Consider the following 12,837-nt stretch of genomic DNA (forward strand, 5'->3'; position numbering starts at 1 on the left):
TTCAACAAGGTACATTGTATTGTACCTTGTTTTTTTATTTCTCAATTGTAAAATTTTGGTGTGTTTTATAGTATGGAGGTGTGTGAAAAAAGCGTAGAGGAGGATGCTTATGTTAACGTGCAATGGGAGTAAAACGTTTCAAACATTTATTAAAGCTGTAACTGATTTAATAAATGGTGATTTATTAGAAGAAGAAATCGTGTGTAAAATTGAAACATTACTAGAAGAACTTTTAGAAAAGAAAACATGGCTTCCGTTAGATAAACAGAAGTCAAATTCGGCTCAATATGCACGACACTTACTGTATGAAGATCCATTAAAACGTTTTGAAGTATTAGCTCTCGTATGGAAAGATGGACAATCTACACCATTACATGATCATGATGGTACATGGGGAGTAGAAGGCGTTTTTTCAGGAAGGATAATGGTGCAGAACTTTGTTCAAACGAAGCAGCTTGGAAATTCACTTTCTTATTTAACACATACAGGAAATCTTTATTTGGGAGAAGGCGAAACAGATAAAGTAATTCCACCAGCTGATTGTCATATTCTAGAAATACCCGAAAATGAAAGCGTAATCACTATTCATATATACGGAAAGCGTTTAGAAAAGTTTAAAGTATATATCCCAACAGAAGAAAAAAATGTATATATGTGTGAGACAAAATATATTAGTTATAATTCATAGCATAAAATCCAAAGCTTTTCTATAAAAAGAACAGCTTTGGATTTTATTTTTAATTATTTCTTGACCTGAAACGCTTTTCATAAATTATAAATAAGGAGTACTTCACGAGATTCGTATGAAAACGATACCTTTTATTTAATAAAAACTCGTGTATTTATAGAAAGTGGTGAAGAAATAATGAAATTAATCGCAATTGATCTAGATGGAACTCTTCTTTCAGGGAATAAAATGATTAGTAAAGAGAATGCAGAAGCAATTCGAAAATGTCAAGAAGCTGGCCATGTTGTAGCAATTTGTACAGGACGTTCTATTGTGGATATTGAACGACTATTGTTAGAAGTTGGTTTGGAGTGTCCGATTATCGCAGAAAATGGTGCGCTTATATATAAAGATAAAAAAATGATGAAGAGATATCCAATTCAAAATATGCAGGCACTTGAGATTGTAGAATATCTTGAAGAGAATGGTTTGTATTATCAGCTCTATACTAATAAAGGTGTGTATGTACCCGATTATGGAGTAGAGAGTGTACGTAATGAAATCGAGTATGTGAAGAATGCAAAAGGAAATTTCGATTTGAAAGAGTTAGAAACGATTGCTGCATTATACCTTGAGCATACAGCATTTCATAGCACAGAAAGTTGTAAACCAATTGTAGAAATGGATATACATGTGCATAAACTTTTACCGTTTTCTTATGACATAGAGAAATTAAAAAAATTAAAAGAAACGTTTCTGCATAATACGGATTTAGCTATTACATCTTCCTATTGGCATAATTTAGAGATTAATCATCGAGATGCTCAAAAAGGAAATGGATTATATACTTTAGCAGAACATCTTAATATTCCAGTTGAAAACACTGTAGCAATAGGCGATGGCTTAAACGATGTTTCTATGATGGAGAAAGCAAATATATCAATTGCAATGGGAAATGCAGTTGAAGAAATAAAAGCGATGTGTAAATACGAAACGTTAACAAATGAAGAACATGGTGTCGCACATGCTTTATATAAATATGTAATGTAATAAAAAGAAAAAAAGAATCCAAAAAGATTCTTTTTTTCTTTTTATTAGGGGTAAGGTATTCTATGAGATTCATAGAAGCCTTATTACACCTCATTATATAGAATATATTGGAATAAATGTTTATATTTTTCATGAAAGTTGTGAATTTTTTGTGAATTTTATGATTATTATATTTTTATCCCGCATTAACGGGCAGTAAGACCCCTCACCTCAAAATTCAGCGGAAGCAAAGAAGTTAGGTGGGGGATGAACAAAACCCCCACTGATTAAAGTTTCACTTTATACTTCTACTAGCAGCGCATAACATTCCCATATTATTTTCTGTTTTTAATTGAAAAATAGAATTTGTTTGAATAATTATTCTACAGCTATATACCTAGGAGCACTTTCTTCGTATAATGAAGAAGTATGAATTTTGAATTTGTATAAATTTTACATATTGAGGTGAAAAAGGAATGAATGCGCGGCTAATGGAACTTATTGATGTGAGTACAATAGAAACCATGGCAGAACAATTTTATAAATTAACCAACATATCACATCAACTTCTTGATGCTGAAAACGAATGTATATTTTCATTTGGAATTAATGAAATGAAAGTATGTAAACTTCCAAAAATTGAAATCCCCCTTTTCTTATACAATCAATATTTAGGATCTTTTGTTGTATGGTCCAAACGAAGCGAAATTTTCAATTGCCAAAAATATTTTGAAATGCTTTCTAACCTTATTATAACTGGGGTGAAAAAAGAAGTTCAAAGTAAAAATATATCGTTACTTTCTCGAAAAGAGGAAGAACTACATACGATCTTACAAAACATGCCTGTTATGGTTGATGCGCTTGACTATAATGGAGATTTTGTTTTGTGGAATCGAGAATGCGAGATTGTAACAGGTTATACTGCTGAAGAAATAATTGGGAATCCAAACGCTCTTCAATTACTGTATCCTGACCATAATTATCGCCATCAAATACAAAATAAATTTTTGACTCGTGGAAAAAATTTTAGAGATTGGGAAATGAGTTTAACATGTAAAAATGGAGAAATTAAAACGATAATGTGGTCCAATATATCAGAGCAATTTCCTGTAACAGGATTTAGTTACTGGGCTGTTGGGGTAGATATTACACATTTAAAAGCAATAGAAGAGCAATTAAAACAACAAACCTCTGAATTAGAATTAATTTTCAAAGCTTTACCAGATTTATGTTTTTTAACAAAAGATGATGGGACAATTATAGATTATAAAGCAGGATCCCCTACAAAATTTTACGTGCCCGCAGAAGCTTTTATGGGAAAAAAGTTTTACGAAATATTACCGTCTCCAGTAGCACAGCAATTTCAAGAAGCAATTCGCCAATTGAAAGATGAAGGAAAGAATGTAATTGTAGAATATCCTCTAACAATTAATGGAAGTATTGATTTCTTTGAAGCTAGATGTTTACCATTATTACAAGATAAAATTATGATCATTGTCCGCGATATTACAGAGCGGAAAAAGGCAGAAGAATTGCTAAATAAATCAGATACACTTGCGGCAATTGGTCAATTAGCAGCCGGTGTAGCTCATGAAGTGAGAAACCCATTAACTGTAATTAAAGGATTTATACAGTTATTCCAAATTAATAAAGAGGATCAAGAGAAATACTTTGACCTTATGCTTTCCGAAATAGAAAGAATAGAAGCAATTCTCCAAGAGTTTTTGTCGATTGCTAAAACTGATGAAATAAATACAGAAAAGAAAAATATTTATCAAATTTTTAAAAATGTCGTATCACTAATTAATACAAAAGCAATCATGACAAATATTCAAGTTGAACTATTTACAGATTCCGAAGAGATAATCATTGAATGCTCAGAAAATCAATTGAAACAAGTTTTTATTAATATTTTGCAAAATTCAATTGAAGCAATGCTAAATGGTGGGAAAATTTCAATTCATATAAAAGAAATACATAAAAATGGTGTCATTATTAGTGTAATAGATGAAGGAATAGGAATACCTGAAGAAAGAATTAAAAGATTAGGTGAACCTTTTTATAGTACGAAAGAAAAAGGTACCGGTATTGGATTGATGTTAAGTTATAAAATTATTGAAAGTCATCAAGGAACAATAAGTATAATGAGTGAGGTTGGTGTCGGGACAACTGTAACGATTTACTTGCCAAAAATGCAGAGTAAACAATCTCTATCAAATTGTGATGATAGATGTATTTCAATACGTTCTAATATTAAATCTTAAAATACTTAATACCCAATAACAAAGCTAAGCTTTTGTTATTGGGTATTTTTATATTTAATTTAGTAAACTTTACCTTTTCTTTATGTTTGTTTTAATTTCTATTAAGTTTTGAACGTTATATTTATATGCGTACAAAGTAATGTGTGGAAATTGTACATTACTTTTAATATAGAAAGCCTAAAAGTATTAAAAATGTTGTAAGGAGGAGATTATGACGAGGTGAAAAAGAAAGAGAAAAAGAGTGGTAGAGCAATACCGATGCGCTTAAATATTTTATTCTTTTGTGTATTTTTATTATTTTCTGCCATGATTATACAGTTAGGTAAAGTACAAATTGTCGATGGAGAGACATATAAAAATGAAGTAGAGAAGAGAGAAAAGGCAACTGTGAGTCTTTCTGTCCCGCGTGGGAAAATATTTGATCGAGAAGGGAATCCAGTTGTTGATAATAAGTCTTTACGCACGATTACGTATACAAAGATGAAAGGTGTAAAATCAGAAGATATACTAAAAACTGCAAGACAACTTGAGGAAATAATTGAAATGCCGCAAGAAGATATAGACAAGTTAACTGAGACGGATAAGAAAGATTTTTGGATGCAATTAAATCCAAAACTCGCACAAAATTTAATATCAAAAAAAGAAATAGACAAGTTTAGGGAAAAAGATATTACGGGTAAAGACCTAGATAAGAAAATAGAAGATTTAAGAAGAAAGCGTGTTACAGATAAAAATCTTCAAGAGTTAACAGCTCAAGATATAAAAGTGTTAGCTATTAAAAGTAAAATGACTGCAGGTTACCAAATGGCTCCTCAAATTATTAAAAAAGATGTGAGTGAAAAGGAATATGCAAAAGTTAGTGAAAATTTAGGAAATCTTTCAGGGGTAGACGCATCGGTTGATTGGGAGAGACACTATGTAAATGATGGCTTATTTCGTTCAGTCCTTGGAAACGTTTCGAATGCTGATGAAGGATTGCCACGTGAACGATTAGATTATTATTTAGTGCGTGATTATAGCCGAAATGACAGGATAGGGAAAAGTTACATTGAGCAGCAATACGAGGATGTGCTTCACGGCTCGAAAAAAGAAGTGAGAAGTGTAGCTGATAAGCAAGGAAATACAATGAGAATGGAAACAGTTTCTGAGGGGAAAAGTGGGAAAAATTTAACGTTAACAATTGATATGGAATTACAGAAAAAAGTTGAAGAGAGCATAGAAAAAATATTAAAGGCATATAAAGGTTCAGAATCAATGTTAGACCGTGCTTTCGTTGTAATGATGAATCCGAAAAACGGCCAAGTATTATCAATGGCTGGGAAAAAGCTTATAGAAAAAGACGGAAAAACGGAAGTAGAAGATTATGCTTTAGGTACGATGACAAGTTCATATGAGCTTGGATCAACTGTTAAAGGTGCAACAGTATTAACAGGATTTGAAACGAAAGCTATAACACCAGGTACATATTTTTATGATGCACCAATGAAGTTTAAAGGAACTAAGGAAAAAAAGTCTTGGAAAGAGTTCGGAAATATTGATGATCTAAGGGCGTTACAAGTTTCTTCAAACGTTTATATGTTTAATACAGCATTGAAAATTGCAGGTGTAGATTATGTGAAAAATAGTTCGTTAAATATTAAACAGGAATATTTTGATAAAATGAGATATTATTTCAGGCAATTTGGATTAGGTGTTCCAACTGGTATTGATTTACCGAACGAAACAGCTGGACAAATTGGTAAAAAAGATAATCAACCTGGTTTCTTACTAGACTACTCGATTGGACAGTATGATACGTATACACCACTTCAGCTTGTACAGTATATTTCGACTATCGCAAACGGCGGTTATCGAATGAAACCACAAATTGTTCAAGAGATTAGAGAACAAACCGCTCAAAAGGATGAAATCGGTAAAGTGATGCATGCAATAGAACCTGTTGTTTTAAATAGAATTGATATGAAAGAAGAATATATCAATCAAGTAAAAGAAGGGTTTAGAAGAGTATTCCAAGAAGGGGATGGAACGGGAGTAAGGGCGTTCCAAAAAGCACCGTATAAACCAGCTGGCAAAACAGGAACTGCACAGACTGTATACGGTGGAGAAAGTGATATTGGGAGAAATGAGAAAGGCGATCGTAGAGAATGCTATAATTTAACATTAGCAGGATATGCGCCATATGATGATCCAGAAGTAGCATTTTCCGTTGTAGTACCATGGGTTATAAATGATAAGTCTGGTATTAACTCTGATATTGGGAAAGAAGTTTTAGATGCTTATTTTGATTTGAAAAATAAGCGATTAACTGGCGAAGCACCAAAAACTTATGACTCTAAAGAGAATTAATATATACGAAACGTCTCTAGCATTTATATGAACTAGAGGCGTTTTTACATACGAATAGGTTAGAAATGAGGTATATATGAAGCAATTAATTCTAAAAGATTGGAGAAAAATATGCAGCTATATTTTAATTATAATAGGCATTCTTTTTATTAATAAGTCATTTTTATTTTGTATGGTAGAAGGAATTTCAATGCAACCTACTTTGAATGAAAATAATCGAATACTAGTTAATAAGGCTAGTATCTATTTTTCTTCTTTTCATCATGGTGATGTTGTAATAATAAAAAAAGAAGACGAGCCTACATACTACGTGAAACGAATTATTGGATTACCAGGGGATAATGTACAAGTAAGAAACGATGTGGTATATATTAACGGCAAAAAACGAGATGAGTTGTATATACAGTTAGATATGTCACAAGTATCAAATCGTTTTTCAAACTTTAGAGAAATGAAAGTTCCCACGCATAAATTATTTGTGTTAGGTGATAATCGAAATCATAGTAAAGATAGTAGGAATACGCTTGGACTAATTGATGAGTCAAATATAATAGGTAAAGTAAAAATGGTATATTATCCATTTGATCAAATAAAATGGTTAAAATAATTCTATTAACTATTCACGTTTTATAAAATAATTCATATATTGATAGCATAGGACAAGCAGAAAAGCTTATCCTAACCTCACAGAACACTCCTTATCACAGTTAGGCATCTACTTATGTAGATGCCTTTTCCGATGAATAATAATTATTTATCAACCTAAAGTAGTAAGCAAATTGGGACTATTAGGGGAAGATTGCTTGTAATAATTACAGTACGATTAATAAGAACATTGAATTGTAAGGAGTGAGAAATACGTGTTGAATATTTTAATAGTTAATTTTCCTGCAGAGGGACATGTAAATCCTACATTAAGTTTAGTAAAGGCTTTTACTGAAAGAGGAGATAAGGTACACTATATTACAACGGAAAACTTTAAGGAAAGGCTTGAAGTTTTGGGAGCTATTGTACATACTCATCCGGATTTATTAAAGGAGATTTCTATTGATAATGAAACTTCCTATGGATTAACAACTTTCTTTCATGTACATGTTCAAACTTCTTTATATATATTAGAAATTACGAAAGAATTATGTAAAAGCATAAATTTTGATTTCGTAGTTTATGATATATTTGGTGCTGGAGAGTTAGTAAAGGAATATTTACAAGTTCCAGGCATAGTTTCCTCTCCTATATTTTTAATTCCACCAGAAGTATTGGAAACCTTGCCTTTTCATCCAAATGCAGAAAAACAATTCCAACCCGATGAACTCTCTGAAAAATTACTGTATCAAATGGAACATGAATTTGGAGTAAAGCCCAAAAATCATCTTCAATTTATGCAAAATAAGGGAGACATTAGTCTCGTGTATACAAGTCGTTATTTTCAACCTAATAGCGATTCGTTCGGAGAAAAGAATGTTTTTATTGGGCCGAGTATGATAAAGCGCAAAACAAATATAAAGTTTCCACTTGAATTGCTTTCAAAAAAGAAAGTTATTTATATTTCAATGGGAACACTTCTTGAAGGGCTCGAGCCATTCTTTAATACTTGTATTGATGCTTTTTCAAATTTCGAAGGGATTGTAGTAATGGCGATCGGTGATAGAAATGATATTTCAAAAATTAAGCAAGCTCCAGACAATTTTATTATATCCCCTTACGTACCTCAATCAGAAATATTAAGTGAAGCAAATGTTTTTATTACACATGGTGGAATGAATAGTGTACACGATGCAATTCATTACAATGTCCCATTTGTGATAATACCGCATGATAAAGATCAACCAATGATAGCGCAAAGATTAACTGAACTTGAGGCAGCACATAGATTATTGAAAGAGCATGTTAATGTGCAAACTTTAAAAGAGGCGGTAACAGACGTTCTTTCAAATGAAAAGTATAAACATGGCATTCGAAAACTGAATGAAAGTTTTTTAGGGTGTGGTGGTTCCAAAAGAGCCATTGCAGTTATTGATGCTCTTTTAAATAAATAGTTCGGACAATATACAAGCATAGAGGCTCTACCTTTATGCTTGTATATTATTATCCAGCAAATTGTACAGCAGTATTTGCATGTAAAAAAGCAGTATCAAAAACAGGAACAGTAAGGTCATTTTGGGAAATAAGTAATGGTATTTCAGTACAGCCTAGTAATATACCTTCCGCACCGTTTTGAATTAATGAATTGGTAATTTGTATTAGTTTCTCTCTTGAAGTTTCTGAAATAATGCCTCTACTTAATTCGTTTAATATGACGTGATGGATAAAAGTTCTTTCTTCGTCATTTGGGATAATTGTCTCAATGTTATATTTTGCTAGTCGTGATGTATAAAAATCTTGTTCCATCGTTTGTTTCGTTCCTAATAGTCCGATACGTTTTATATTCTGTTCTACCATTTCTTTAGCACTTACATCACCGATATGAAGAAGTGGAATTGATATTGCTTGTTCTACTTCCTCAGCAAATAAATGGACTGTATTTGAACACATTAATAAACATTCCGCCCCGGACTTTTCAACCTTTTTAGCAACTGTGACTAATTCGTTTTTTACTTCTTCATATTGATGGTTTTGTAATAAAGTAGTTACTTCTCCAAAATCCATACTATATAAAACGAGCTTCGCATTTTGATCGTATTGAGAGAGTGTTAGCGTATTAATATGTTTATAGTATAGTGATGTAGATTCCCAGCTTAACCCACCAATTAAACCAATTACTTTCATCATACATTCCCCCTTGTAACAATTTCGAATCCATTATTTCATAATTCCGATAAGAATACAATGATTTAAATACACTATTTAATAAAAAATAAAAATAATTAGAAAAGTGTTGAAATTTATCTTTCTTAGTGCCATAATACGAATTACAAATTAATACTTATCCAGAGAGGTGGAGGGAACGGCCCTAAGAAACCTCAGCAACCCCTATGTGCATTCATAGGAAGGTGCTAATTCCGCAGAGGACACGATGTGTTTTTTGAAAGATAAGAGGATTCTTGCACGTGAAAGAAAATGACCTCTTATGTAAGAGGTCATTTTTTGTTGTATAGAAAGGGAGTGTCGATGCATAATTCATTATTAAAATAAATATAGAGTAATGAAAGCTGACTAATTTGAGAGGAGAATTGAAATGAACAAATTATCAACAAAGTTAGTAGTAGCAATCGGAATCGGAGCAGCTTTATATGGGATATTAGGACTTTGGGGATTTACTATTGCACCAAATACATTTATTAAACCTGGATTAGCTATATTAACCATTTTTGGAGCGTTATTTGGTCCAGTAGCAGGACTGTTAATAGGACTTATCGGTCATACCGTAACAGATACGATCTCTGGTGGGGGGATTTGGTGGGGCTGGGTTCTGAGCTCAGGAATTATTGGTTTTGCGATGGGGCTCATTCAAAAAAGAGGTGGGTTTAATGTGAAAAATGGGTCGTTTAGTAAGGGAGATATTTCTTATTTAGCAATTACTGGTTTAGTAGGTATTGTCATTGCTATTATATTTGCTGGGGTATTCGATATTATCGTGATGGGAGAACCGTTTGACAAAATTGTTATACAAGTATTAGGGGCAACCATTGCTGATGTTATTATTTTCTTAGTTCTTGGATTACCGATTACAATTGGCCTAGCAAAATCGAATAAAAAACATACACATTTAAAAATTGAAAAGTAGGGATGTTAACATGCAACCAATTATTTCGTTTGAAGAATTCAGCTTTCAATATAAGCATGCTGCGCAGCCTACTTTGAAAGATATTACATTTCATATCAACCCTGGAGAAAAAGTACTAATTGCTGGACGAAGCGGTTCTGGGAAGTCGACATTAGCTCATTGTATTAATGGGCTAATCCCATTTTCGTATGAAGGGATTAGTACTGGTAACGTATTAATTGCTGGTAAAGACCCGAGGAAAGGCAGTATTTTTGAACAGAGTAAGCATGTAGGAACAATATTACAAGATCAAGATGCTCAGTTTATTGGCCTTACAGTAGAAGAAGATGTCGCTTTTTATTTAGAAAATGAATGTGTAAATCAAGATGATATGAAAAAGAGTGTTGCAGACTCATTAACAAAGGTAAAGATGCATACTTTTCGTAAACAAAGTCCGCATGAATTATCAGGAGGACAAAAACAAACGGTTTCTCTTGCAGGTCTCTTAACAACAAATGCGGATATATTATTGTTCGATGAACCTTTAGCAAACTTAGATCCGCTAAGCGCCATACATACGATAGAACTTATGAAAGATATACATGCACAAACTAATAAAACAATTGTAATTATTGAACATCGAATAGAAGAAATATTAAAATTGGATATAGATAAAATGATTTTAATTGATGAAGGTAAAGTCATTACGGTAGGGACTTCGGAAGAAATATTAGCATCAAATATATTGCCTCGTATTGGCTTAAGGGAGCCGATTTATATTGAAGCATTAAAGAGATTACATTTTGATAGTAATAATGCCGTAATATATCCACTGGAAAAAATTCAAAAGGAAAAAATTAGTGGCGTTTTAAAAGAATGGATGGAGAAGCAAGTTTTTTTTAAAGATGCTACTAAAAATAAAGAATTATTAAGAGTAGAGAATTTATCATTTTCCTATCCTAATAGACAAAGAGTATTGAAAAATATAAATTTTTCGATAAGCAAAGGAGAACTTATCGCTCTTTTAGGACACAATGGAGCTGGAAAATCAACATTAGCTCACAGTCTTATTGGTATAAATAAAACAAGTAATGCAGGGATTTTATTAGATGGAGAAAATATTAGTTCTTGGTCTATTCGTAAGCGTGGGGAGATGATCTCTTATGTGATGCAAAATCCAAATCATATGATTACACAACCTACTGTTTTAGAAGAGGTTTCATTCACATTAAAATTAAAAAAGTTTTCTAAGAAAGAAGTTAACTATAGAGCTGAAGAATCATTAAAAATCTGTGGTTTATATCCATTTCGTAATTGGCCAATTCAGGCATTAAGCTATGGGCAGAAAAAGAGATTAACTATCGCATCTGTATTAACAACAAATCCTAAACTTATCATATTAGATGAACCGACGGCTGGACAAGATTATTATCATTATAAACAGTTTATGTCATTTATTAGAAACCTGGCTAAAAAGGGAATATCCTTTATTTTCATAACACACGATATGAATCTAGCATTAGAATATGCAGACCGAGCGGTAGTTCTACATGAGGGAGAAATCATTGCGGATAATACTGCAACTACTGTATTAGGACATAAAGAAACGTTACAAAGAGCCAATCTAAGAGAGAGTTCTTTATTCGAGCTTGTTACATTTAGTGAAATTTCATGTCCAGAAAAGTTTATGGAACTTTATTGCGATGTTAGTAGGAGGGAGGAAAATGCATAATACGTATTTTCGTCGTATGGATGGGGCTGTGAAATTAGTTTTGTTTATATTTTGTATGACGCTTACTTTTATGTTTTTTGATTTTCGCATATTACTAATTTTATTTATGTTTGGATGTATCGGACTCTTACTTGCTAAAATTCCACTTCGTAAAATTTTACTTATTTTTACTGTTATATTTACATTTAGTTTATTAAACACTGTTATGATTTTATTAATTACACCGACTCATGGATCTGAATTAACTGGATCGTATACTTCGTTTTTACATATTGGTTATGCAACAATTACATATGAAACATTATTTTATGCAGTTACACTTTCATTAAAATATTTTACGTTGTTACCATTTACACTTATCTTTATTTACACGACAGATCCAAGTGAATTTGTAAGTGGCTTAAGTAAACTTGGTATTCATTATAAGATTACATATGCAATAAATATTGCACTACGTTATATACCTGATATTCAGTCCGAATATAAAATTATTAAACATGCGCAAGAAGCGAGAGGAGTAGCTTTTGAAAAAGGGGAAGCGAGCTTATGGATTCGTATGAAAAACCGTATTTTAATTTTCTGGCCGCTAATCATTCATTCTCTAGAAAGAATCGATACCGTTTCAAATGCAATGGATTTAAGAGGGTTTGGAAAGAAGGATAAACGTACGTGGTTCTATACAAGTAAAGCGGAAAGTGGTGATTTCATTGCTTTATTTACAGGTGTTTTTATTTTAATGGTTGCAGTATATTTAAAACTAAATGTATTTCAAAACTTTTGGTATCCATTTTAAAGCACTCGCAATCGAGTGCTTTTACTTATTTTTAAGTAGACATGCTCAAAAAAGGGATATATACATAATGTATAATACGAACCAGTTAAAATGATCAACTACCTATTAGTTTTCAAACCAAAAGGAGGAAAAAATATGAGTTACGGTGGTTCTTGTGGTTTTGGTGGAGGTTTCGCTTTATTAGTTGTGTTATTCATTTTATTAATAATTGTAGGATGCAGCTGTTGGGGCGGAGGATACTAATTTTTAATTAGTCTTCACAAATGTAAACTTAAAAAACATAGAAGATACTTATGTATC

Annotated in this window: 11 protein-coding genes and 1 riboswitch; of the genes, 10 read left to right on the forward strand and 1 reads right to left on the reverse strand. The window is 32.0% G+C overall.

The annotated features are described in order from the left end of the window. The first annotated feature begins 109 nt into the window (after positions 1–109). The 6 genes from F0362_RS13025 (at position 110) to F0362_RS13050 (ending at position 8,345) form a co-directional block, all read left to right on the forward strand. Entirely contained in the window at positions 110–688 is a 579-nt protein-coding gene (locus tag F0362_RS13025; RefSeq protein WP_000954447.1) for a cysteine dioxygenase family protein, read from the forward strand. A 177-nt stretch (positions 689–865) separates the two neighbouring features. Then, positions 866–1,717, forward strand: coding sequence for a Cof-type HAD-IIB family hydrolase (locus F0362_RS13030; RefSeq protein WP_000766360.1), 852 nt, complete (start codon positions 866–868; stop codon positions 1,715–1,717). A 455-nt stretch (positions 1,718–2,172) separates the two neighbouring features. Continuing rightward, positions 2,173–3,960, forward strand: coding sequence for a PAS domain-containing sensor histidine kinase (locus F0362_RS13035; protein ID WP_000994069.1), 1,788 nt, complete (start codon positions 2,173–2,175; stop codon positions 3,958–3,960). 219 nt (positions 3,961–4,179) lie between these two features. After that, positions 4,180–6,306, forward strand: coding sequence for a peptidoglycan D,D-transpeptidase FtsI family protein (locus F0362_RS13040; protein WP_000726031.1), 2,127 nt, complete (start codon positions 4,180–4,182; stop codon positions 6,304–6,306). 76 nt (positions 6,307–6,382) lie between these two features. Further along, on the forward strand, positions 6,383–6,913 hold the full coding sequence (lepB, locus tag F0362_RS13045; RefSeq protein ID WP_000811461.1) for a signal peptidase I: 531 nt from the start codon (positions 6,383–6,385) through the stop codon (positions 6,911–6,913). Positions 6,914–7,166: 253 nt separating this feature from the next. Beyond that, positions 7,167–8,345 carry a macrolide family glycosyltransferase gene (locus F0362_RS13050; RefSeq protein WP_000932110.1) on the forward strand — a complete coding sequence of 393 codons (1,179 nt, stop codon included), beginning with the start codon at positions 7,167–7,169 and terminating at the stop codon, positions 8,343–8,345. A 49-nt stretch (positions 8,346–8,394) separates the two neighbouring features. Here F0362_RS13050 and F0362_RS13055 read toward each other — a convergent pair whose 3' ends face one another. Further along, on the reverse strand, positions 8,395–9,078 hold the full coding sequence (locus F0362_RS13055; RefSeq protein WP_000978599.1) for an aspartate/glutamate racemase family protein: 684 nt from the start codon (positions 9,076–9,078) through the stop codon (positions 8,395–8,397). A 151-nt stretch (positions 9,079–9,229) separates the two neighbouring features. After that, positions 9,230–9,345: riboswitch (SAM riboswitch) on the forward strand. Between the two features lie 139 nt (positions 9,346–9,484). Between F0362_RS13055 and F0362_RS13060 the strand changes: the two genes are divergently transcribed. From F0362_RS13060 to F0362_RS13075, 4 genes are all read left to right on the forward strand, one after another. Continuing rightward, positions 9,485–10,033 (forward strand): ECF-type riboflavin transporter substrate-binding protein, encoded by a 549-nt coding sequence (locus F0362_RS13060; RefSeq protein WP_001038217.1) that lies wholly within the window; start codon positions 9,485–9,487, stop codon positions 10,031–10,033. 10 nt (positions 10,034–10,043) lie between these two features. Then, positions 10,044–11,744, forward strand: a complete 1,701-nt coding sequence (locus F0362_RS13065) for an ABC transporter ATP-binding protein (protein ID WP_098142144.1) — start codon at positions 10,044–10,046, stop codon at positions 11,742–11,744. Continuing rightward, the gene (locus tag F0362_RS13070; RefSeq protein WP_000552028.1) at positions 11,737–12,537 is read left to right on the forward strand and encodes an energy-coupling factor transporter transmembrane component T family protein; all 801 of its coding nucleotides are present in this window, start codon (positions 11,737–11,739) and stop codon (positions 12,535–12,537) included. The genes F0362_RS13065 and F0362_RS13070 overlap by 8 nt, the downstream gene beginning before the upstream one ends. Before the next feature lie 135 nt (positions 12,538–12,672). Next, on the forward strand, positions 12,673–12,780 hold the full coding sequence (locus F0362_RS13075; protein ID WP_000120182.1) for a YjcZ family sporulation protein: 108 nt from the start codon (positions 12,673–12,675) through the stop codon (positions 12,778–12,780). Positions 12,781–12,837: the final 57 nt, after the last annotated feature.

The organism is Bacillus sp. BS98, assembly GCF_008432245.1.
Lineage (GTDB): Bacteria > Bacillota > Bacilli > Bacillales > Bacillaceae_G > Bacillus_A > Bacillus_A toyonensis.

What these genes read in the sequence shown, in the direction of transcription:
- F0362_RS13065 (WP_098142144.1), top strand. Translation starts at nt 10,044, where the DNA reads ATGCAACCAATTATTTCGTTTGAAGAATTCAGCTTTCAATATAAGCAT.
- F0362_RS13060 (WP_001038217.1), top strand. Translation starts at nt 9,485, where the DNA reads ATGAACAAATTATCAACAAAGTTAGTAGTAGCAATCGGAATCGGAGCA.
- lepB (WP_000811461.1), top strand. Translation starts at nt 6,383, where the DNA reads ATGAAGCAATTAATTCTAAAAGATTGGAGAAAAATATGCAGCTATATT.
- F0362_RS13075 (WP_000120182.1), top strand. Translation starts at nt 12,673, where the DNA reads ATGAGTTACGGTGGTTCTTGTGGTTTTGGTGGAGGTTTCGCTTTATTA.
- F0362_RS13025 (WP_000954447.1), top strand. Translation starts at nt 110, where the DNA reads ATGTTAACGTGCAATGGGAGTAAAACGTTTCAAACATTTATTAAAGCT.
- F0362_RS13055 (WP_000978599.1), bottom strand. Translation starts at nt 9,078, where the DNA reads ATGATGAAAGTAATTGGTTTAATTGGTGGGTTAAGCTGGGAATCTACA.
- F0362_RS13030 (WP_000766360.1), top strand. Translation starts at nt 866, where the DNA reads ATGAAATTAATCGCAATTGATCTAGATGGAACTCTTCTTTCAGGGAAT.
- F0362_RS13035 (WP_000994069.1), top strand. Translation starts at nt 2,173, where the DNA reads ATGAATGCGCGGCTAATGGAACTTATTGATGTGAGTACAATAGAAACC.
- F0362_RS13070 (WP_000552028.1), top strand. Translation starts at nt 11,737, where the DNA reads ATGCATAATACGTATTTTCGTCGTATGGATGGGGCTGTGAAATTAGTT.